Source organism: Pseudarthrobacter sp. PvP090, assembly GCF_040547365.1.
Taxonomy (GTDB): Bacteria; Actinomycetota; Actinomycetes; order Actinomycetales; family Micrococcaceae; genus Arthrobacter.
Genome location: NZ_JBEPPO010000004.1, coordinates 34,737 through 55,837, shown reverse-complemented (window position 1 = coordinate 55,837; position 21,101 = coordinate 34,737). Strand labels below are relative to the sequence as shown.

The 21,101-nt window shown below is 67.6% G+C and carries 17 protein-coding genes; 6 read left to right on the top strand and 11 right to left on the bottom strand.

The genetic code is table 11. The features are described from left to right. Nucleotides 1–13: 13 nt before the first annotated feature. Together ABIC21_RS05495 and ABIC21_RS05490 are read right to left on the bottom strand one after the other, a co-directional pair. Complete coding sequence (locus ABIC21_RS05495; protein WP_354349413.1) at nt 14–967, bottom strand: DUF8083 family protein; 954 nt, start codon at nt 965–967, stop codon at nt 14–16. A gap of 31 nt (nt 968–998) precedes the next feature. Then, nucleotides 999–1,805, bottom strand: coding sequence for an exodeoxyribonuclease III (locus tag ABIC21_RS05490; RefSeq protein WP_354349412.1), 807 nt, complete (start codon nt 1,803–1,805; stop codon nt 999–1,001). Between the two features lie 166 nt (nt 1,806–1,971). Here ABIC21_RS05490 and ABIC21_RS05485 point away from each other — a divergent pair, with 166 nt between their 5' ends. The 4 genes from ABIC21_RS05485 to ABIC21_RS05470 all read left to right on the top strand — a co-directional run bounded on the left by ABIC21_RS05485 (nt 1,972) and on the right by ABIC21_RS05470 (nt 6,339). Beyond that, nucleotides 1,972–3,471: a CoA-acylating methylmalonate-semialdehyde dehydrogenase gene (locus tag ABIC21_RS05485; protein WP_354349411.1), complete on the top strand. Its 1,500-nt coding sequence runs from the start codon at nt 1,972–1,974 to the stop codon at nt 3,469–3,471. Further along, nucleotides 3,471–4,544 (top strand): enoyl-CoA hydratase/isomerase family protein, encoded by a 1,074-nt coding sequence (locus ABIC21_RS05480; protein WP_354349410.1) that lies wholly within the window; start codon nt 3,471–3,473, stop codon nt 4,542–4,544. The genes ABIC21_RS05485 and ABIC21_RS05480 overlap by 1 nt, the downstream gene beginning before the upstream one ends. After that, nucleotides 4,537–5,496 (top strand): 3-hydroxyisobutyrate dehydrogenase, encoded by a 960-nt coding sequence (gene mmsB, locus ABIC21_RS05475; RefSeq protein ID WP_354349409.1) that lies wholly within the window; start codon nt 4,537–4,539, stop codon nt 5,494–5,496. Before ABIC21_RS05480 ends, mmsB begins: the two co-directional genes overlap by 8 nt. 63 nt (nt 5,497–5,559) lie before the next feature. Next, complete coding sequence (locus ABIC21_RS05470; protein WP_354349408.1) at nt 5,560–6,339, top strand: enoyl-CoA hydratase; 780 nt, start codon at nt 5,560–5,562, stop codon at nt 6,337–6,339. A 221-nt stretch (nt 6,340–6,560) separates the two neighbouring features. On the opposite strand, the gene ABIC21_RS05465 is transcribed toward ABIC21_RS05470, so the two are convergent. Beyond that, nucleotides 6,561–6,989, bottom strand: coding sequence for a DUF1761 domain-containing protein (locus ABIC21_RS05465; protein ID WP_354349407.1), 429 nt, complete (start codon nt 6,987–6,989; stop codon nt 6,561–6,563). A 171-nt stretch (nt 6,990–7,160) separates the two neighbouring features. On the opposite strand from ABIC21_RS05465, the gene ABIC21_RS05460 reads away from it, so the two are divergent. Then, nucleotides 7,161–8,558 (top strand): MFS transporter, encoded by a 1,398-nt coding sequence (locus tag ABIC21_RS05460; RefSeq protein WP_354349406.1) that lies wholly within the window; start codon nt 7,161–7,163, stop codon nt 8,556–8,558. 92 nt (nt 8,559–8,650) lie between these two features. Here ABIC21_RS05460 and ABIC21_RS05455 read toward each other — a convergent pair whose 3' ends face one another. From ABIC21_RS05455 to ABIC21_RS05445, 3 genes are all read right to left on the bottom strand, one after another. Next, the gene (locus tag ABIC21_RS05455) at nt 8,651–9,505 is read right to left on the bottom strand and encodes a helix-turn-helix transcriptional regulator (protein WP_354349405.1); all 855 of its coding nucleotides are present in this window, start codon (nt 9,503–9,505) and stop codon (nt 8,651–8,653) included. A 78-nt stretch (nt 9,506–9,583) separates the two neighbouring features. Continuing rightward, a complete protein-coding gene (locus ABIC21_RS05450; protein WP_354349404.1) occupies nt 9,584–10,090 on the bottom strand; it encodes a MarR family winged helix-turn-helix transcriptional regulator in 507 nt (168 codons plus the stop codon). 36 nt (nt 10,091–10,126) lie between these two features. Beyond that, the gene (locus ABIC21_RS05445; protein WP_354349403.1) at nt 10,127–11,881 is read right to left on the bottom strand and encodes an AMP-binding protein; all 1,755 of its coding nucleotides are present in this window, start codon (nt 11,879–11,881) and stop codon (nt 10,127–10,129) included. A 256-nt stretch (nt 11,882–12,137) separates the two neighbouring features. Between ABIC21_RS05445 and ABIC21_RS05440 the strand changes: the two genes are divergently transcribed. Continuing rightward, on the top strand, nt 12,138–13,271 hold the full coding sequence (locus ABIC21_RS05440; protein WP_354349652.1) for an acyl-CoA dehydrogenase family protein: 1,134 nt from the start codon (nt 12,138–12,140) through the stop codon (nt 13,269–13,271). A gap of 34 nt (nt 13,272–13,305) precedes the next feature. Here ABIC21_RS05440 and ABIC21_RS05435 read toward each other — a convergent pair whose 3' ends face one another. From ABIC21_RS05435 to kdpA, 5 genes are read right to left on the bottom strand one after another with little or no spacing between them, the layout of a single operon-like run. Beyond that, nucleotides 13,306–13,980 (bottom strand): response regulator, encoded by a 675-nt coding sequence (locus ABIC21_RS05435; protein WP_354349402.1) that lies wholly within the window; start codon nt 13,978–13,980, stop codon nt 13,306–13,308. Next, entirely contained in the window at nt 13,977–16,652 is a 2,676-nt protein-coding gene (locus tag ABIC21_RS05430; RefSeq protein ID WP_354349401.1) for a DUF4118 domain-containing protein, read from the bottom strand. Before ABIC21_RS05430 ends, ABIC21_RS05435 begins: the two co-directional genes overlap by 4 nt. Nucleotides 16,653–16,664: 12 nt before the next feature. Continuing rightward, nucleotides 16,665–17,294 (bottom strand): potassium-transporting ATPase subunit KdpC, encoded by a 630-nt coding sequence (gene kdpC, locus ABIC21_RS05425; RefSeq protein WP_354349400.1) that lies wholly within the window; start codon nt 17,292–17,294, stop codon nt 16,665–16,667. Between the two features lie 12 nt (nt 17,295–17,306). Beyond that, on the bottom strand, nt 17,307–19,433 hold the full coding sequence (gene kdpB / locus ABIC21_RS05420) for a potassium-transporting ATPase subunit KdpB (RefSeq protein WP_354349399.1): 2,127 nt from the start codon (nt 19,431–19,433) through the stop codon (nt 17,307–17,309). Continuing rightward, on the bottom strand, nt 19,430–21,097 hold the full coding sequence (kdpA, locus tag ABIC21_RS05415) for a potassium-transporting ATPase subunit KdpA (RefSeq protein ID WP_354349398.1): 1,668 nt from the start codon (nt 21,095–21,097) through the stop codon (nt 19,430–19,432). The genes kdpB and kdpA overlap by 4 nt, the downstream gene beginning before the upstream one ends. Nucleotides 21,098–21,101 lie beyond the last annotated feature (4 nt).

The window sequence follows — 21,101 nt, the reverse complement described above, 5'->3', positions numbered from 1 at the left end:
CCCGGCGGTCCTGTCAGGAAGCGCGGGCCAGCTGCCGGATCGGGATCCAGCGGGAGGCCAGCCGGCGGTAGGCGGCGGCAGCCCCGGTCATGTCCCCTTCCGCCAGGCACTCAATGCCCAGCCGCACATCCATGGGCGAGTCATCCGGGTAGACCTTGTCCGCCACGGCGCCGTAGTCCAGCTCCACCACGGACTCCGGGTGGAAGAGCTCCAGCCATTCGGTGAGCTGGGTCAGGTCCTCGAGCATGTCCAGATCCGGGGCGGCCAGGGCGAGATGGGCTACGGCGTAGCGGACCCGCTCCAGGGACTCGGCGATCGTCGCGCGGATGCGCACTGTGACAATCCGCCCCTCGGATTCCACCACGTCCGTGGGGTCCGACTCCTTGAACAGGCAGAACCAGCTGAAGGGGATGCCCCAGGTGGACGCCCTGGTATGCACGCGGCCCAGCCCGGAATGCGCCCGCACTTCATCGATGCGCTCCTGGTGCTTGTCGCGCTGCTCCTCAGGGATGAGCAGCTGCGCCAGCGGCCCATGGATGCCCTCCATCAGGGCGTTGGCCGCCAGCCCGGCCCGGAGCACCAGCTGGCTGGGGCAAAACAGCAGCCGTTCCGGAGCGCTGGAGTCCGAAGCCCCGCCGTCGGGACTCCCGGCGTCCGCCGGACCAGCCGCCGGGGCCGTGCCGTCCGGGGCGGTGCCGCCGGGGGCAGTACCGTCGCCCCGCGGGACGGCAACGATCCTGACCAGATCCGTCGCGCCGGTCGGGAACGGGTCCCCGCCCGGGCGGGTGATGCGGCCGAGGGAGGCCAGCAGCTCGGCGTTTTCAACGGCCGCCCGGGAAACGCTCCGGGCCCCCGCCGCGCGCAGGGCAGCCTGCTGTTCCGCCGGGAAGGCCTCCAGGGGTTCGTAGACCCGCAGCGCCGAGGAGAACGGCAGTCCGGCCTGGCCGCGGTAGATGTTGCCCGTCACTGGAGCACGTCGCTTCCCTGGGCTGCGCCCATCAGTCGCTCAGCTCCACGATCACCGGGGCATGGTCCGAGGCGCCCTTGCCCTTGCGCTCCTCGCGGTCGATGGCGGCGCCGGTGACCCGGGCGGCCAGGGCGGGGGAGGCCAGGACGAAGTCGATCCGCATGCCTTCCTTTTTCGGGAAGCGCAGCTGGGTGTAGTCCCAGTAGGTGTAGACGCCGGGGCCGGGGGTGTGCGGGCGGACAACGTCCTGGAAGCCGGCGTTCTCAAAGGCGTGGAAGGCTGCGCGTTCCGGGTCGCTCACGTGGGTGAGGCGTTCGGTGCGGAAGTAATCGATGTCCCAGACGTCGTCGTCCTGCGGGGCAATGTTCCAGTCGCCCATCAGGGCAATCTGTGCGTCGGGGGCTTCCCGGAGCCAGCCTTCGGCATGGGTCTTGAGGGTGTCCAGCCAGCTGAGCTTGTAGGGCATGTGTTCGTCGTCGAGGGCCCGGCCGTTGGGAACGTAGAGGCTCCAGACCCTGATTCCGCCGCAGGTGGCGCCGATGGCGCGGGCCTCCTGCACGGCATCCTTGCCGTTTTTGCCGAAGACGGGCTGGTCCAGGAAGGTGCGTTCGACGTCGGTGATCCCCACCCGGGAGGCGATCGCCACGCCGTTCCACTGGCTCAGGCCGAAGTGCGCCACCTCGTAGCCCATGTTCTCGAACAGCTCCCAGGGGAAGTTGTCGTCCTTGCACTTGGTTTCCTGGATGGCCAGGACATCACAGTCGGTGCGCTGAAGCCAGGCTTCAACACGGTCGGCACGGGCGCGGAGCGAGTTCACATTCCAGGTAGCTATCTTCACAATCCCTAACTTACCGAACTTGGCTGCCGGACAAAGCTGCGGGCCGGCCACGCCCCTCTGGAATTTAGTAGGAAGTCCGAGTATATTCGGGAGCAGAAGATGGCGTGGGTCACACACGGCCCGGCCGTCACTTCGGCAATCACTCGGTGCAAAGGAGCATTCCATCATGGTTCGCGAACTATCCCATTACATTGACGGACAGCATGTTGAAGGCACCTCGGGGCGCTTCAGCGATGTCTACGATCCGTGCACCGGCGAGGTCCAGGCCCGGGTGCCGCTGGCCAGTACCGAGGAAGTCCGTAACGTGGTCTCCAACGCGGAGAAGGGCCAGCTCGAATGGGCGGCCATGAACCCGCAGCGCCGCGGCCGGATCCTGCTCAAATTCGTGGATCTGGTGAACCAGAACCTGGACGAACTCGCCACCCTGCTCTCCTCGGAACACGGCAAGACCTTCCTCGACGCGAAAGGTGACATCCAGCGCGGCATCGAGGTCGTGGAATTCGCCGCCGGCGCCCCCCACCTGCTCAAGGGCGAATTCTCGGACAGCGCCGGAACGGGCATCGACGTTCACTCCCTGCGCCAGCCGCTCGGCGTCGTCGCCGGCATCACGCCGTTCAACTTCCCGGCCATGATTCCGCTCTGGAAGTCCGGCCCGGCGCTCGCCGCCGGCAACTCCTTCATTCTCAAGCCGTCCGAACGGGACCCCTCCGTGCCGCTGCGCCTCGCGGAGCTCTTCACCGAGGCCGGCCTGCCCGCCGGTGTCTTCAACGTCGTCAACGGCGACAAGGAAGCCGTGGACGCGCTGCTGGAGGACCCCCGGGTCCAGGCCATCGGCTTCGTCGGCTCCACGCCGATCGCGCAGTACATCTACGCCACCGCCGCCGCGAACGGCAAGCGCGCGCAGTGCTTCGGCGGCGCCAAGAACCACATGGTGATCATGCCGGACGCGGACCTGGACATGGCCGCTGACGCCCTGATGGGCGCCGGTTTCGGCTCCGCCGGCGAACGCTGCATGGCGATCTCGGTGGCCGTGCCGGTCGGCAAGGCCACCGGCGACGCGCTCGTCGCCAAGCTGGAGGAGCGGATCGCGGACCTCAAGGTCGGCCACAGCCTCGCCAAGGACTCGGACTTCGGCCCCGTTGTGGCGGCCTCCGCCAAGGAGCGGATCGAAGGTTACATCCAGGCCGGCGTCGACGAGGGCGCCACCCTGCTCACCGACGGCCGCGGCCTCAAGGTCGAGGGCTACGAGGGCGGCTTCTGGGTCGGCCCCACCCTCTTCGACAACGTCACGAAGGACATGACGATCTACAAGGAAGAGATCTTCGGCCCGGTGCTGAGTGTGCTCCGCGCGGAGGACTACGACGAGGCCCTGCGCCTGTGCAGCGAGCACGAGTTCGGCAACGGCGTGGCCATCTTCACCCGCGACGGCGACTCCGCCCGCGACTTCGCCAGCCGGGTCCAGGTGGGCATGGTGGGCATCAACGTCCCCATTCCGGTGCCGATTGCCTATTTCACCTTCGGCGGCTGGAAGGCCTCCGGCTTCGGCGACCTCAACCAGCACGGGGCGGACGCCTTCCGCTTCTACACCAAGACCAAGACGGTCACCACGCGCTGGCCGTCCGGCATCCGCACCGGTGCCAGCTTCGTGATGCCGGAAGGCAGCTGATGGCGGGGAAGCATTCCCCGGACGCCGCGTCCGCGGAGGTGCTGTTCGAACTCCGAGGCCGGCTGGGTGTGGTCACGCTCAACCGGCCCCAGGCCGTCAACGCGCTCACCGCGGGCATGGCCTCGGCCATGCTGGAGCAGCTCACCCTCTGGGCGGACGACGACGCCGTGGCGGCGGTGCTGGTCCGCGGCGCCGGTGACCGGGGGCTGTGCGCCGGCGGCGACATCGTGGCCATCTACCGGGACATGCTCGACGGCGGCGACGCAACGGCCGACTTCTGGGCCGAGGAATACCGGATGAACGCACTCATCTCCGGCTACCCGAAGCCGTATGTGGCGTTCATGGACGGCCTGGTCCTTGGCGGCGGAGTGGGGATCTCAGCGCACGGCTCGGTCCGGATCGTCACCGAACGCACCCGGATGGGAATGCCGGAGACCACCATCGGGTTTGTGCCCGACGTCGGCGGCACCTTGCTGCTCTCCCGCTCGCCGGGGGAGTCCGGCACCCATGCGGCCCTCACCGGCGCGCACCTGAGCGGCGCCGACGCCCTGTTCCTGGGGCTCGCGGACCACTTCGTTCCGTCCGCGAAGCTCGCCGAACTCGCCGAGGCGCTGGAGAGCGAGACGCCGGGCGACGCCGTCGCGCGCTTCGCCGGGGAGGCCCCGCCCTCCGTCCTCTCAGCGCAGCAGGAATGGATTGACGCCTGCTATTCCAGCGACGACGCCGAGGAGATCGTGCGCCGGCTGCGGGCCGTGGGCGGGGAAGCATCCGACGCCGCCGACACCATCGAAGCCAAGTCGCCGACCGCCGTGAAAGTGGCGCTGGAATCCCTGCGCCGGGTCAGGGGGCTGGGCCTCGATGAAGCCCTGGAACAGGAGTACCGCGTGGGACTGCGGTTCCTCGCCGGGCCCGACTTCCGCGAAGGCATCCGCGCCCAGGTGGTGGACAAGGACCGCGACCCGCACTGGCAGCCCGCCACGCTGGCGGAGGTCAGCCGCGGCGACGTCGAATCCTATTTTGCGCCGCTGGGCGACCGTGAACTGATGCTTTCGAAGGAGCGCGACAATGTCTGAATTCCCGCCGTCTGAACCGGAGCGGTCCGGGGCGCAGAGCGGCCCGATCGCCTTCCTCGGCCTGGGCCACATGGGCGGGCCGATGGCCATCAACCTGGTCAAGGCCGGGTACATCGTGACCGGCTTCGACGTCGTGCCGGCCGCACTGGAGACTGCCCGCGCGCACGGCATCACCACCGCGGACACCGCCGCCGAGGCCGTGGCCGGTGCCGCCGTCGTCCTGACCATGCTGCCCAGCGGCAAACACCTGCTGGACGCCTATCGCGGCACGCCCGGCCAGCCGGGACAGCCCGGCCTGCTCGCCACCGCAGCCCCCGGGACCCTGTTCCTGGACTGCTCCACGATCAACGTGGATGAGGCCCGCGAGGCCGCCGACCTCGCCGTGGCGGCCGGCCACCGGGCCGTGGACGCGCCGGTTTCCGGCGGCGTCATGGGCGCCGAAGCGGGCACCCTGACCTTTATGGTGGGGGCACTTCCGGAGGACTTCGAGGCAGTCAGACCGATGCTCGAGGTGATGGGCAAGCGCGTAGTCCACTGCGGGGAACATGGCGCAGGGCAGGCCGCGAAGATCTGCAACAACATGATCCTCGGCGTCTCGATGATCGCGGTCAGCGAGGCCTTTGTGCTGGGCGAGAAGCTGGGCCTGACCCACCAGGCGCTGTTCGACGTCGCCTCCGCGGCCTCGGGGCAGTGCTGGGCGCTGACCACCAACTGCCCCGTGCCGGGGCCGGTGCCCACAAGCCCCGCCAACCGCGACTACCAGCCCGGCTTCGCCGGAGCCCTCATGGCGAAGGACCTCAAGCTGGCACTCAACGCGCTCCAAAGCACTGGCGTCGCCGCACGGCTGGGTCCGCTCGCTTCCGAAATCTACGATAGCTTTGCCGCGGAAGGCGGGGCGGGCCGGGACTTCTCCGGCATCATTACCGACATCCGGGACAAATCCGGACACTAGCCGGTTCTGAACACCGGCCGGCCGGACACCAAACATTTCCGAACAGCAGCTGAGGGGACAGGCATGACGGAGCAGTACACAAACATTCTGGTGGAGCGCAGGGGCCGGGTGGGGCTCGTGACGCTCAACCGGCCCGAGGCGCTGAACGCCCTCAACAAGGCCACCATGGACGAACTCGTGGCAGCCGTGTCGGCCATGGATATGGACCCCGAAGTAGGGGCGGTGGTGCTGACCGGCTCCGCCAAGGCCTTCGCGGCCGGGGCGGACATCAAGGAAATGCAGTCCAAGGGCTACATGGACATGTATGCGGCGGACTGGTTCCGCGGCTGGGAAGACTTCACCCGGCTGCGCATCCCGGTGGTCGCGGCCGTGTCCGGGTTCGCCCTGGGCGGCGGCTGTGAGCTCGCGATGATGTGCGATTTCATCATTGCCGGGGACAACGCCAAGTTCGGCCAGCCGGAGATCAACCTGGGCGTGCTGCCCGGCATGGGCGGCTCGCAGCGCCTCACCCGCGCGGTGGGCAAATCCAAGGCGATGGACATGATCCTGACCGGCCGCTTCATGGACGCCGAGGAAGCCGAACGCGCCGGCCTCGTGTCCCGTGTGGTGCCGGCCGCGGACGTGGTGGAGGAAGCCTTGAAGGCCGCCGCGGTGATTGCTTCCAAGTCCAAGCCGGTGGCGATGGTGGCCAAGGAAGCCGTCAACACCGCGTTCGAGACCGGGCTGGCCCAGGGCGTGCTGTTTGAGCGGCGGGTGTTCCATTCGCTCTTCGCCACCGAGGACCAGAAGGAAGGCATGGCAGCCTTCGCCGAGAAGCGGCAGCCGGACTTCACGCACCGCTGACCAGGCGCCGCGGACCGTCCTGCGACGCGGTAAGCGTTCCATGACGCGCAGAAGCCCTGACGCTGCCGTATTCCGGTAGCGTCAGGGCTTCTGCGTGTCGCCAGGCCGGCGAAGCCGCGTGAGGCCGGATCCGCCGCGTGAGGCCGGACCCGCCGCGCCGGGCCGGCTGCGCAGCGTCAGGCCGGACCCGCCGCGCCGGGCCGGCTGTGCAGCGTCAGGCCTCAGGCCGCGCTGATGCCGAACAGGCCGATGATGAGGGCCATCACCATGAGCGTCACGAGTTCGTGCGCGCAGTTAAGCACCGTCAGTCCGGCCGGGCGGCCCTCGAAGGCATCGTGGGTGATGAAGCGCGCCGCCGTGAACCCGGCCCACAGGATCAGGGCCGTGACCAGGGTGTTGGCCAGGAAATCCCCGCCGTAGAAGTGCTGCGAGATGGCGGCGGCACCGGCCAGCACCATGGCGCTGACGAAGCTGACCACCAGCGTGATCAGGATCGGCTTAATAGCATCCTTGGCGTCCCCGCTCGGGGTGACCTTGGCGACGCGCATCCAGTAGTTGCCGAACACTTTCGGCGTGTACCAGACGGACCCGACCACCATGCTGGACAGCGTGGCCAGCAGTACTGCCCAGATGTTGATCTCCGGAATCATCGCGCTCCTCATTTTCAGGGTTGGTTTCTTTCCGAAGTCTAGGTGACCGCCCGGGCGCTCCTGCGCTTTTCGGACTACCTCTTTTAGGAGGTAGTTGGATGTCCACGCTTTTCGTTACGGTGATCTGAGTCACAAAGCCGCGCATCGAGGCGGACATCAAAGGAGATTGCCATGACTTCAGTTTCACCGACTTCGCCGGCCGGGCTGCAAGCGCCGCCCAGCAAGAAGACGCTGCGCAAGGTTGCCTTCGCCAGCGCCGCCGGAACCACCATCGAGTTCTACGACTTCTTCATCTACGGCACCGCTGCCGCCCTGGTCTTCCCGGTCGTGTTCTTCCCGGCTCTCGGGGCCGCCGCCGGCACCATCGCCTCTTTCGGCACCTTCGCCGTCGCCTTCTTCGCCAGGCCCGTGGGCGCGATCATCTTCGGCCACTTCGGCGACCGGATTGGCCGGAAGAAAACCCTCATCACCACTCTGCTCATGATGGGCATCGCCACCGTGATGATCGGCCTGATTCCGGACGCCAGCACCATCGGCGTCGCAGCCCCCATCCTGCTGGTGGTGCTGCGCTTCGTGCAGGGCCTCGCCGTTGGCGGCGAATGGGCCGGCGCCACGCTCCTCGTGGCCGAATATGCTCCTGTGGGCAAGCGCGGGCTGTTCGGCTCCTTCCCGCAACTCGGCCCGTCGGTTGCCTTCGCCCTGGCCAGCGGTACCTTCCTCCTCACCAACCTGACGCTGGGGGACAAATCCGAGGCATTCATCACCATCGGCTGGCGGGTGCCGTTCATCCTCAGCGCAGTGCTCGTCCTCGTGGGCCTGTGGGTCCGGCTGAGCATCGAGGAGACCCCGGTCTTCAAGAACGCCGCCAAGGTTACCCATACCAGCACCAAACTGCCCATCCTCGAGTCCGTCAAGCGCCAGCCGCGCGAAATCCTCCTCGCCGGCGGCTCCCTGACGCTTCTGTTCGCTTTCTTCTACGTTGGCACCGCCTACCTCACCAGCTTTGCCACAAGCCCCACCGGCATGGGACTGAGCCGGGTGGAAGTGCTGAGCACTGGCATGGTCTCCTCGCTGTTTGTCGCCGCCGCCACCCTGGCCTCCGGCGTCCTCTCGGACCGCTTCGGCCGCAAGAAGGTCATCGCCACCTCGTGCATTCTCGCTGTGCCGTGGTCGCTCATGCTGTTCCCGATTCTCAGCGCGAACACTGTCTTCGCCTTTGGTTTCGGCCTCACCGTCACCCTGGTGATCTTCGCCATCGCCTACGGTCCTGCCGGGGCACTGCTGCCGGAGCTCTTTGAGACCCGGTACCGCTACACCGGCGCCGGCATGGGCTACAACCTGGCCGGCGTCGTCGGCGGAGGCATTGTCCCGCTCGTGGCGGCGCAGCTCGCCGTTACGTCCGGTGCATGGTCCATCGGGATCCTGCTCGCCGGGATCGGCGTGTTCAGTGTGCTCTGCACCTTGGCCCTGCCCAACCGCGAAAAGCAGGGGCTGGATGACGGCAAGTCGCCCACCTCGTCTAAGCATGTGGACGACGCAGCATTTATCGAGCCCGTCGCAGGTCCCTAGGATCTGCGCCAGGCAATCCAGACTGCGGATTCGGGACTTTGGGGGATCCGCGGGTGGGGGCGGGGCTGCCGGTGAAAACCTGCAGCCCCGCCCTACGGGATGAGTCCCAGCCGGCGGGCCGCGGACACGGCCTCAAGCCGGTTGTGCGCGGACAATTTGGACATCGCGTTCTGCAGGTAGCTCTTGACCGTCACCGCCTTCAAGCCGAGGCGTTCAGCGGTTTCCTGGTACGAACAGCCCAGCGCCACCTGCGCCAGCACATCGAGCTCACGGCGGGCCAGCCGGGCCGTCGGATGGATGCCGACGGCGGACGGCGGCGCCAGATGGCTGCCGATGATGTCCAGCTGCCGCGCCAGGTTCGGGTCGGACACCGTGCCGGCCAGGGACCGCAGCTCGGCGTGGGCTTCCCGGACGTGCTCCAGCCAGCTGCGGTCCTGGACCAGGGCGGGCGCGGCCCTGGCGGTATCGATGATCGAGACCCGGCGGTCCACCTCGTCCCGGATCCGCAGTTCGGCGGCGATTTCGGCGGCCGCCTCCATCGCCTCGCACACCGTGTTCTCGCCCAGCGGGGCGCTGTCCCTGCTGGCGATGTACAGCACCGCGCGCGACTGGCCCCGGACCACCACGGGCACGGCCGCCATGGACGTCAGGCGCTCCCGCCGGACGGCGAGATCATATTCATGGGTGATTCCCTCCGAGGCGATATAGTCCTCGACCAGGAACGGCCGCCGCTGCGTGAAGACCCGGCCGCCGAGCCCCGTGCCTGGAACCACAAGCATCTGGTGCAGGCTGGACGTGGCGGTGCCCAGGAAATCCGTCAGCTGCAGCAGCTCGCCGCTGGCCAGTCCGGCGAAAAGCACGGCGGGCCGGAACCTCCCGGAGAGCAGGCGCAGGGAGGCGCGGAGCAGCTCCCTGTCATCGGGGCGGGAATAGGCGTTCGGCTGCATGAGTCGTCTCCTGGTGCCGCGGACCCCGTCACTGCGGTGTGACGGGACGTCACTTCTGTTGAGGCCCTCCGGCCGCGGTTATTCGCTGAAATCGCCGGCGTTGCGGCGGAAGGTACCCAGGATCCGGATCAGCTGGTCGACATCCTGCTCCGCGAAGCCGGACTGGGCGAACACCTCGGAGTTCAGTGCCGCCGTCGCCCGTTTAGCAAGCGTACGCCCTTCCTGCGTGAGTTCAATCAGGGTGGTGCGCCCGTCCGTGGGATGCGGCGAGCGGATCACCAGGCCCGCGCCCTGCAGCCGGTCGACGGCGTTGGTCACCGAGGTGGGATGGACCTGCAGCAGTGCGCTTGCCTTGTTCATGGGCAGCGCGCCGCTGCGGGCGAAGCTCAGCAGGGCGAGCAGCTCGTAGCGGGCAAACGTCAGTCCGAACGGCTTCAGGATGCCCTCGATCCGGGCCAGCAGGATCTGCTGGGTCCGCATGATGGCGGTGATGGCCGCCATCGGTGCGGCGACGTCGGACCAGCCGTGCCGTTCCCAGTTCAGCCGGGCGTCGGCGATCGGATCACGCGGCAGCGGCGTTGCCACGGCACCCCCAGCAACTCGATCTGCATCTCATAGGGTTCAGCCTAGCTTTTCGGCGGGGCTTTTCAGGCCGGGGAAGTCGGCTTCGGAGTACTCCCTGCCCAGGCCGGCCGGGACCGTCCCGCCGCCGTGGCGCACTTCCTCGCTGTGCCGCAGCTCCACACGCCGGATCTTGCCCGAGATGGTCTTGGGCAGTTCGGCGAATTCCAGCCGGCGGATCCGCTTGAACGGTGCCAGATGGTCGCGGCAGTACCGCAGGATGTCCTCGGCAAGCTCCGGCCCCGCCTCGTGCCCGGCGGCCAGGACCACAAACGCCTTGGGTACCGAGAGCTTCAGCGGGTCCGGGGAGGGGACGACGGCGGCCTCGGCCACCGCCGGGTGCTCGATCAGCACGCTTTCCAGCTCGAACGGGGACAGCCGGTAATCGGAGGACTTGAAGACGTCGTCGCCGCGGCCCACGTAGGTGATGATGCCGCGCTCGTCCCGGCTCGCCATGTCACCCGTGTGGTAATAGCCGTCGCGGAATGCCTCCGCCGTCTTTTCGGGATCCCCGTAGTACGCCTTCATCAGCCCGGCGGGGCGGGGGTCGAGGCGCAGGCACAGCTCGCCGTCGTCGCCCTCGGCACCCGTCGCCGGGTCCACGAGCACGACGTCGTAACCGGGCAGCGGCCTGCCCATGGCGCCGATCTTGATCGGCTGGCCGGGGGTGTTCGCGATCTGCACCGTGGACTCGGTCTGGCCGAAGCCGTCGCGGATGGTCTGTCCCCAGGCGCGCTGGACCTGGTCAATCACCTCGGCGTTGAGCGGTTCGCCGGCGGACACCACCTTGGTGGGCGGGTTCTTCAACAGGGTCAGGTCGGCCTGGATGAGCATCCGCCAGACCGTGGGAGGGGCGCAGAAGCTGGTCACGGACTCGCGGTCCATCTGCTCCATCAGTGCCTTGGCATCGAAGCGCTCGTAGTTGTAGATGAAAACGCAGGCCTCAGCAATCCAAGGCGTGAACACATTGGACCAGGCGTGCTTGGCCCAGCCGGGCGAGGCCACGTTGAGGTGCACATCGCCGGGTTCCATCCCGATCCAGAACATGGTGGACAGGTGGCCCACCGGGTAGGAGGTGTGCGTGTGCTCCACGAGCTTGGCCTTGGAGGTGGTGCCGGAGGTGAAGTAGAGCAGCAGGGTCTCGTCGGCCCGGGTGGGCGCGTCCGGCGTGAAGGACTCCTCCGCGCCGGCCGCCCCGGAGTACTGCAGGGCCGCCTTGTGTGTGCTGTCGTTGCTGGCGGTACCGGCGCCGCCGATTTCGATCAGGGTGTAGTCGCCCGGGACCTCATCGAACTTCGTGATATTGGCACTTCCAACGGCGGCCCAGTTCGCGCCGCCGCGCTCCACCCGGTCCTTCAGGTCCGCCGGCCCCATCAGGGTGGTCGTGGGGATCATGACGATGCCCAGCTTGATGCCGGCGAGCATCAGTTCCCAGAGTTCCACCTGGTTTCCGAGCATGATGATCATGCGGTCACCGCGCCGCACGCCCTGGCTGCGCAGCCAGTTGGCCACCTGGGCGGAGCGGCGGGACAGGTCCGCGTAGCTGCGCCGCGTGGCGGAGCCGTCCTGCTCGACGATGACGAGGGCCGGGTTGTCCGCCTTTGCAGGGTCCGCCGCGATCTGGTCGAACCAGTCCAGCGCGAAATTGAAGTGCTCAAAGCGCGGCCACTGGAATTCGCTGCGCGCCGCCTCGTAGTCCGTGCGGAGGTCAAGCATGCGGTCGCGTGCTGCGCGGAATTCCTCAGTGACTGTCATGGTGCACCTTTCGAAGTCTGGTGGCGCAGCCGTTTCAGGCCCGGCGCCGTTGCCCGGAGATCACCAGTTGCCTAGTGACCCCCATCACTTTGCAATATACTAGGACATCCAAGGGTTTGGAAGAGGCGACCCGGTTCATGACCGGATCACGACGAAGGGATACATGCCCGTGCAGCCACAAGGACGTGCCAGCGGACAGACGGCCACTGAGGATGGAACGGCACTTGTACCGCCGCCCTTCCCGGACGCCGACCTGATGTACATCGTCGACCTCCTGCCCCCGGAGGAGCAGTCCCGGTACCAGGAAATCCGCGACTTCCTCCAGTCCCGGATCCGGGCGGCCTCGATCGACTACTGGAACCGTGAGGAGTTCCCCTTCGGGCTGCTCGCCGAACTGGGCAAGTACGGCCTGGGCGGCCTGCAGACGGACGGGACGTCCAAGCTGTTCAAGGGCCTCATGTACGTCGAGGTGGCCCGCGCCGATGTGTCCCTCTCGGCCCTCGTGGGGATCCACAATGAGCTGATCGTCGGCATGATCGACCAGCTCGGCTCCGAGGGACAGAAGGCGCGCTGGCTGCCGGGGCTGACCGCCCTGACGCAGATCGGCGCCTTTGCCCTGACCGAGCCGGACCACGGCTCGGACATCGCGGGCGGGCTGGCCACGACGGCACGGCTTGAGGGCGGAGAGTGGGTCATCAGCGGCGCCAAGCGCTGGATCGGCGCCGGCACCATCGCCGACTTCGCACTGGTCTGGGCGCGGGATGTCGCGGACCAGCAGATCAAGGGCTTCATCGTCGAAACGGACCGCCCCGGCTACACCGCCACGAAGATCGCGAACAAGATCGGGCTGCGGATCATGCAGAACGCGGACATCGTGCTCGACGAGGTCCGCATCCCGGAATCCAACCTGCTGCCCGGGGCCACCGACTTCTCCAAGGCCAACGAGCTGCTGCGCGATTCACGCGCCTGGGTGGGCTGGCAGGCCGCCGGCATCCAGCTGGCCGCGTTCGACGTCGCGCGGTCCTACTCGCTGGAGCGGAAGCAGTTCGGCAAGGAGCTGGCGCGTTTCCAGCTGATCCAGCAGCAGCTGGCCGAGATCCTGGGCAACGCGTCCGCCTCCCTCTCACTGATGGCACAGCTGGCCAGGATCCAGGAGGACGGCAAGCTCGAAATGGTCCAGGCCGCGATGGCCAAGTCCACCACCACCCGGCTGGCCCGGGCATCCGTGGCGATGGGCCGCTCGCTGATGGGCGGCAACGGGATCAGCAGCGACTACGAGATGGGCAAGCTCTTTGGCGACGCCGAAATCCTGTACACGTACGAAGGCAGCTACGAGATCAACTCGCTGATCGTGGCCCGCGCCGTGACGGGCAAGTCCGCGTTCGTCTAGACAAGGGCCGGTCCCGCGGGACTCCCGGGCCACGTCAGGGCAGGAACCGGTAACCGATGCCTGCCTCGGTGACCAGGTGCCGCGGCGTGGCAGCGCCGGGTTCCAGCTTGCGCCGGAGTTGGGCCATGTAGACCCGCAAGTAGTTGGTTTCTTTGGCGTACGCCGGACCCCACACCTCGGACAGGAGCTGCTGCTGGGTGACGAGTTTCTCCGGATTCCGGACCAGCACCTCCAGCATTTTCCATTCGGTCGGCGTGAGCCGGATGTCCTGGCCGTCGCGGAGTACGCGGCGTTTACCCAGATCCACGGTGAACGCATCTGTCGTGACGACCGGCTCCTGATCCGGGTCAGCGGTGCGGCGCAGCAGTGCGCGCAGCCGCGCCAGCAGTTCATCCAGCCCGAACGGCTTGGTGATGTAGTCGTCGGCTCCGGCATCCAGCGCTTCCACTTTGTCCTCGGAACCGTGGCGGGCGGACAGGACCAGAACCGGCACACGGCTCCACGTGCGGAGTTCCCGGATCACGGAGGTCCCGTCCAGGTCCGGCAGGCCGAGGTCCAGGATGACAAGTGCCAGCGGGTGCTGGGTGGCCGCCAGCAGGGCCGAATGGCCGTCCGCCGCGGTCGTCACATCGTAGCCATGGGCCTGCAGCGTGATCCGCAGGGCCCTGAGCAGATGCGGGTCGTCGTCGACCACCAGGACGGCGGTCATCCTGCGTCCGTTCCGGACGCACTGAGGGGCAGGGTGTGGCGCCGGCGGTCCAAGGCCGACTGGGGTTCCAGGGGGGCTTGGTGGTGGCGTGTCTCGAAAGGCACTCCGGTGGATAGCGGGAGCCGGATGACCATGGTCAGTCCGCCCCCCGGTGTTGCCTCGGCAGTCAGGCTGCCGCCCATGGCATCCGTGAAGCCCTTGGCCACGGCCAGGCCGAGGCCAATGCCGGTCGTCTGCGGAGCGTCGTCGAGACGTTGGAACGGCCGGAACATTTCCACGACCCTCTCTGCCGGGATTCCCCGGCCATGATCGATGATGCGCAATTCTCCTGCCGGATGCCCCTCGAGGGTAACCGGGCTGAGACCACCTCCGGCGCCGACCAGGACGACGTCCGAATCGGGGGCGTACTTCACCGCGTTTTCCACGACGTTGGCAATGACGCGCTCCAGCATTCCGGGGTCCGCATCGACCTCCGGCATGTTGGCGGGCAGCTCCACCCGGACCCGCCCCTCCGGCACGGCACGCAGGGCGTCCGGAATGACTTCGTACCAGCGCACAGGCCTGAGCAGGGGGTGGGCGGCGTCGGCGCTGATTCGGGACATGTCCAGGAGGTTGCCCACCAGGGCGTCCAGCCGGTCCGAGCATTCCTCGATGGTCGCCAGCAGCTCCTGTTGCTCGTCGGGGGTGTACCGGGCGCCGTCATGGCGGAGGCCGCCGACGGCGAGCTTGATTCCGGCCAGGGGGGTGCGGAGGTCGTGGGAGACGGCGCGGAGAATGGACGTGCGGATCGTGTTGCTTTCGGCGAGGCGCAGCATCTGCCGGCGGCTGGCCACGAGCTGCTGGCGTTCGAGCTGCGCGTTCAGATGGACTCCGAAGGCCCCCAGCAGACGCCGGTCACTCGCCGGCAGGATTCGGCCGAACAGCACGAGGCGCGTCGAGGGATCTATCTCTTCAATGTTCTCGCCGTCGGCGCCGCCGCGTTCGGTGTCGCCTGCGGCCAGTTCGCCGGCCGCGGCAATCAGCCTCCACTTCCGGCCGTTGGCGCCGGCCGGCCCGACGTCACCCGGGGACTCGACATGGCTGAAGACGGCGGCCCCCCGGGCCTGAAAGACGCCCAGTGCCTGCTCGAGGAGGGCCCGGACCATATCATCGGAGCCGGCTGCACTCCGGGCCAGGTCGCTGAGGGTCGTGGCTTCCGCGCGGGCACGGGCGGCTTCCTTCGACCGCCGGGCTGACAAGTCGACAACGACCGCCACGGCTGCAGAAACACCCACAAACACCAGCAGGGCGAGGAAGTTCTGCGGATCGCTGATGGTGAGGGTCCCGACAGGCGGGGTGGAGAAGTAGTTCACCAGCAGGCTGCTCCAGAGCGCGGCGAGGATCGCGGGCCAGAGACCCCCGACGAGTGCCACCCCGATGGAACCGCTCAGCTGGACCAGCATCACCGTAGCCACGTTCCGCTCCGGGTTGAGAGCCAGCAGCAATAGCTGCAGCACGGCCGGGAGGAGCACGGCCAGAATGAAACCCGCCGTCACCCGGACGCGGCCCAGGTCGCGTTGCCGGGACGGCCGGGTGCCGTGCCCGCCGAGCGGGTGGGAAACCATGTGGACGTCGATGTCGCCGGAATCGCGGACCACCCGCGTGCCGACACCTCCGCCGAGCAGGTTTCCCAGCAGCGCGGAGATCTTCTTGCGCCGGGAAATGCCGACGACGATCTGGGTGGCATTGACGCTGCGGGCGAAGTCCAGCAGGGCGCCTGCCGGATCCTCACCCGTCACAATGTGGTAGCTGCCGCCCAAGTCCTGGATCAGGTGCCGTTGGGCTTCGAGCGCCTGGGGGGATTCGCTGGCGACCCCGTCCGCGGCCCTAACGTGTACCGCCAGCAGGTCACCGCCGCTGATGCGGTTAAGGATCCTGGCGCCGCGTCGGATCAGGACCTCCCCTTCGGGGCCGCCCGTCAGGCCCACCACGATCCGCTCCCTGGCCGGCCAGCTTTCCTCGATGCCCTGCTCCGCCCGGTACCTGGCGAGACCCTCATCCACACGGTCGGCCAGCCACAGCAGCGCCAGCTCCCGCAGCGCGGTGAGGTTGCCCAGACGGAAGTAGTTCGAGAGTGCCGCGTCGATCTTCTCGGGGGCGTAGATCTTTCCGTCGCCCAGGCGCTGCCGCAGCAGCTCGGGGGAGATGTCGACGAGGTGGATCTGATCGGCCCGGCGGACGACGTCGTCGGGCACCGTCTCCGCCTGGTGGACGTCGGTGATCGCGCTGACAACATCACCCAGCGACGCTAGGTGCTGGATGTTAACGGTGGACAGGACGTCGATTCCCGCGTCGAGCAGCTCATCGACGTCTTGCCAGCGTTTCGGGTTGCGGCTCCCGGGGATGTTGGAGTGGGCGTACTCGTCCACGATCGCCGTTCCGGGTGCCCGGGCGAGGACGGCGTCAAGGTCCATTTCCTCAAATTCCGTGCCCCGGTATGGCATGCGCCTCGGGGGTATGATTTCCAGCCCCTCCAGCAGGGCCCGTGTCTCGCTGCGTCCATGGTCCATGGCAAACGCGACGACGACGTCCTCGCCGCGCTTGCCGAGCCGGTGCGCCTCTTCGAGCATCTCGTAGGTCTTGCCGACCCCGGGCGCGGCCCCCAGGAAAATCCGCAGCGTTCCACGTGCCATGCCGTCATTCTCTCACTCGGATTGTGCCGGCTGCGACGCTTGCGAGGCCTCAGCGACCGCCAGGTTCAGCGATGTCACGTTGACCGACGGCTGGCCCAGGAAAGCGAGTAACCCGCTGCTCGTGTGCCGGTCCACCAGCGACGCCACGGCTTCAGTGTCCAGGCCATGCGCCGCGGCCACCCGGGCCACCTGCAGCCTGGCGTATTCCGGCGAGATATCCGGGTCCAGCCCGGACCCGCTTGCCGTGACGGCGTCGGCCGGAACCTCGGACTCGTTGATGCCTTCCGCGGCGGCGACGGTGGACCGGTTCGCGGTGACGGCCTCAAGGAGCTTGGGCTCGTTGGGGCCCAGGTTGCTGGCCGAGGACGACGCCGGGTCCCAAGCGACGGCCGACGGCCGGGCGTGGAACCACCGCGGATCCCGGGCGCCGTTGTCATCGGCGCTGGCCTGGGCAATCAGTGCGGACGCCGCCGGGGCGCCGGCGGAGTCCTTGATGATCGAGCCGTTGGCCTGATATGGGGCGATCAGCTGTCCGACGCCGAAGACGGACAGAGGGTAGGCCAGTCCGAGGACGAGGGTGGCAAGGACAAGGAAACGCAGGGCAGTTCCTGCCTGGCGGAGATAGCCGGTAAGGATGTTCATGAGGGCGTGCTCCTAGCCGATTCCGGGAATGAGGGAAATTATCAGGTCGATGATCTTGATGCCGATGAAGGGGGCGACGAGCCCGCCCAGCCCGTAAATCAGCAGATTCCGGCTCAGGGCCTGGTTGGCCGACACGGCACGGTACTTCACACCGCGCAGGGCCAGTGGGACCAGGGCGATGATGATCAGGGCATTGAAGATCACAGCGGACAGGATCGCCGAGGCCGGCGTGGCCAGGCCCATGATGTTCAGCAGCCCGAGGCCCGGGAAGGCCGCAGTGAACAGGGCCGGAACAATCGCGAAGTACTTGGCGACGTCGTTCGCCACGGAAAAGGTGGTCAGCGCGCCGCGGGTGATGAGCAGCTGCTTGCCGATGCCGACGATGTTGATGAGTTTGGTGGGGTCGGAGTCAAGGTCCACCATGTTGGCGGCGTCCTTCGCGGCCGGGGTGCCTGAGTTCATCGCGACGCCGACGTCCGCCGCGGCCAGCGCGGGTGCGTCGTTGGTGCCGTCCCCGGTCATCGCCACGAGGCGCCCTGCGGCCTGCTCCTTCTTGATGACCGCGAGTTTGTCCTCGGGGGTTGCTTCGGCCAGGAAGTCATCGACCCCGGCCTCGGCGGCAATCGCCTTGGCGGTGATGGGGTTGTCACCGGTGATCATCACGGTCCGGATGCCCATTTGCCGCAGTTCGGCGAAGCGGGCGTGCATGCCCGGCTTGACGACGTCGGCCAGATGGATGGTCCCCAGGATCTCCGCGCGGCCGTCCTTGTCCACCTGGGCGACCAGCAGGGGTGTGCCGCCCTGGGCCGAGATTTCCTCGACCCGGTGCTCGACCTCCGCCGGGGTGTGGCCGCCGTATTCGGCAACGAAGGCAGTCACCGTGGAAGCGGCGCCTTTACGGATCTGCAGCCCGTCAAGGTCGAGTCCGCTCATGCGCGTGCTGGCGCTGAAAGGTACCACGGCAAAATCGCCGGAGCTGCGTTCGAGGGTGACCAAATCGGATCCGGTGACGCCCTTGTCCGCGGCGAGGTCCACGATGGACCGGCCCTCGGGGGTTTCATCCGCCAGACTGCAGACCCGGGCCGCTTCGATGAGCCGGGTCCTCTCCACATGGCTGGCGGGGAAGAAATTGACGGCGCGGCGGTTGCCGTAGGTGATCGTTCCGGTCTTGTCCAGCAGGAGGGTGGTGATGTCCCCTGCGGTCTCGACGGCGCGGCCGGACGTGGCAAGGACGTTGTGCTGAACCAGGCGGTCCATACCCGCGATGCCGATTGCCGGCACCAGGGCACCGATGGTGGTGGGGATCAGGCAGACCAGCAGGGCCACCAGCACGATCGGGGACGGGGTGGCGCCGGCCAGGGCGGCGAACGGGGCCAGGGACATGGTGACGACCAGGAAGATGATGGTCAGGGACACCAGTAGCACGTGGAGTGCGATTTCGTTGGGGGTCTTCTGCCGGACTGCACCCTCGACCAGCTTGATCATCCGATCGATGAACGTCTGTCCCGGCTCCGCGGTGATGCGGATGGCAATCCGGTCCGAGAGGACCCGGGTGCCGCCGGTGACCGAGGACCGGTCTCCGCCGGATTCGCGGATCACAGGGGCTGATTCGCCGGTGATGGTTGATTCGTCGACACTGGCCAGGCCCTCGATGATTTCGCCGTCCGAGGGGATGACGTCGCCGGCTTCGCAGATCACGACGTCGCCCCGCCGCAGCTCCGTTCCGGGGATCTCTTTGGCGGTGCCGTCGGCTTGCCGGAGCCGGGCCTGGACACCTTTGCGGCTGGCGCGGAGGCTGTCGGCCTGGGCCTTTCCGCGGCCCTCGGCGATAGATTCGGACAGGGTGCCGAAGAGGACGGTGAGCCAGAGCCACGCGGTGACGGCGATGCCGAACACCGAGGGCCGGTACACCGAGATCGCGGTGCACAGGGCGGCGCCCACGAGCACGGTGAACATGACGGGGGAATGGATCATTTGCCGCGGGGAGAGTTTCCGGACAGCGAGGGGCAGTGCGGCGGCGACGGACGCGATCGTGAGTTTTGCCGGGGCCTTGGTGTGGTGTTTGTGTTCGCCGGGGGTGCCGAGGGGGTTGCCGTCGGCGTAGGTGGCGGCGGCGGTGTCCGTGCTGGACCGGGTCATTTCAGGAGTCCTTCTGCGAGGGGGCCGAGGGCAAGGGCCGGGAAGTAGCTCAGGGCGGTCAGGATCACTGTCACGCCCAGCAGCAGACCGCCAAAAAGCGCGCCGTGAGTGGGGACGGTGCCGGCTGAGGCAGGAATCTTGCCCTGCCGGGCGAGGGAGCCGGCGAGGGCGAGGACCAGGACAATCGGAAGGAAACGGCCCAGCAGCATGGCCAGGCCCATCATGACCGAGAGAAACGGGCCCGAGGTGGTGATGCCGCCGAACGCGGAGCCGTTGTTGTTCGCCCCGGAGGTGTAGGCGTAGAGCACTTCACTGAATTGGTGCGGCCCTGATGCCGGGGCGTTGGCCATGATGTCCGGCAGTATGACGGTGATACCGGCCAGCGCCAGCACCAGGGTCGGGGTCACCAGGATGTACATGGCCGCGAGCTTCATTTCCGTCGGGCCGATCTTCTTGCCCAGGTATTCCGGGGTGCGCCCGACCATGAGACCTGCGATGAAGACGGAAATGATGGACAGGATCAGCATGCCGTAGAGCCCCGATCCGGTTCCGCCCGGTGCGACTTCGCCGAGCATCATGTTCACCATGGCGACGCCGCCGGCCAGCGGCGGCAGGGAGTCGTGGGCGACGTTGACGGCGCCCGTGGAGGTCAGGGTGGTTGACGCAGCGAAGATCGCGCTCGGGGCCGCGCCGAAGCGCTGCTCGAAACCTTCACCGAGTCCGCCTGCCGCTGCGGTCGCCGTTCCCTGGGCGGCGGCAACGGCCCAGCCGGTCAGCGTGATGGAGGCCAGCCAGAGGGTGCCCATGACGGCGGCCACTGTATAGCCCTGCTTCTGGTCCCCGACCATCCGGCCGAAGGCGTAGGGGAGGGCTGAGGGAATGAGCAGGAGCAGGAACACCTCGAAAAGGCTGATGAAGGCATTGGGGTTCTCGAACGGGTGGGCGGAGTTGGCATTGAAGTATCCGCCGCCGTTGGTCCCGAGCTCCTTAATGGCTTCCTGGGAGGCGACCGGCCCTCCGGGGATGCTCTGGCTGATTCCGGCGGCCTGGTTGGTGACGTCGGTGGGCCAGAAGTTCTGCACCACACCGCCCAGGACCAGCACCCCTGCGGCGATGAACGCGATGGGCAGCAGGACCCGGAAGGACGTCCGGGCCAGGTCCACCCAGAAGTTGCCCAGGCGCTGCGTCCTGGTTCGGGAGATGCCGCGGATGAGGGCGACAACGACGACGATACCGACGGCGGCGGAGAGGAAGTTCTGCACCGCCAGCAGGGTCATCTGCACAAAGATGCCGACCGTGGTCTCCGGTACGTAGGTCTGCCAGTTCGTGTTGGTCACGAACGAAATGGCGGTGTTCATCGCGACCCACGGATCCACGCCGGGAAGCGCTCCGCTGCCGGGCAGGACGCCTTGGAGCCGCTGCAGGCCGAACACGGCCAGGATCGAGACGGCCGAGAACGCCAGGACGCTGCGCAGGTAGACCGCCCAGGTCTGCTCGGTGTCGGCGTCGATCCCGGCAAGACGATAGAAGAGGCGCTCGGGCCGGCTTGACGTCGTTCCTTCGAAAACCCGGGCCAGGTAGATGCCGAAGGGCTTGTGCATGGCCGCCAGGACAATGAGGAGTGCCGCCACCTGGATTACAAAGGATGCAGTGTTGAAGGTCATGATC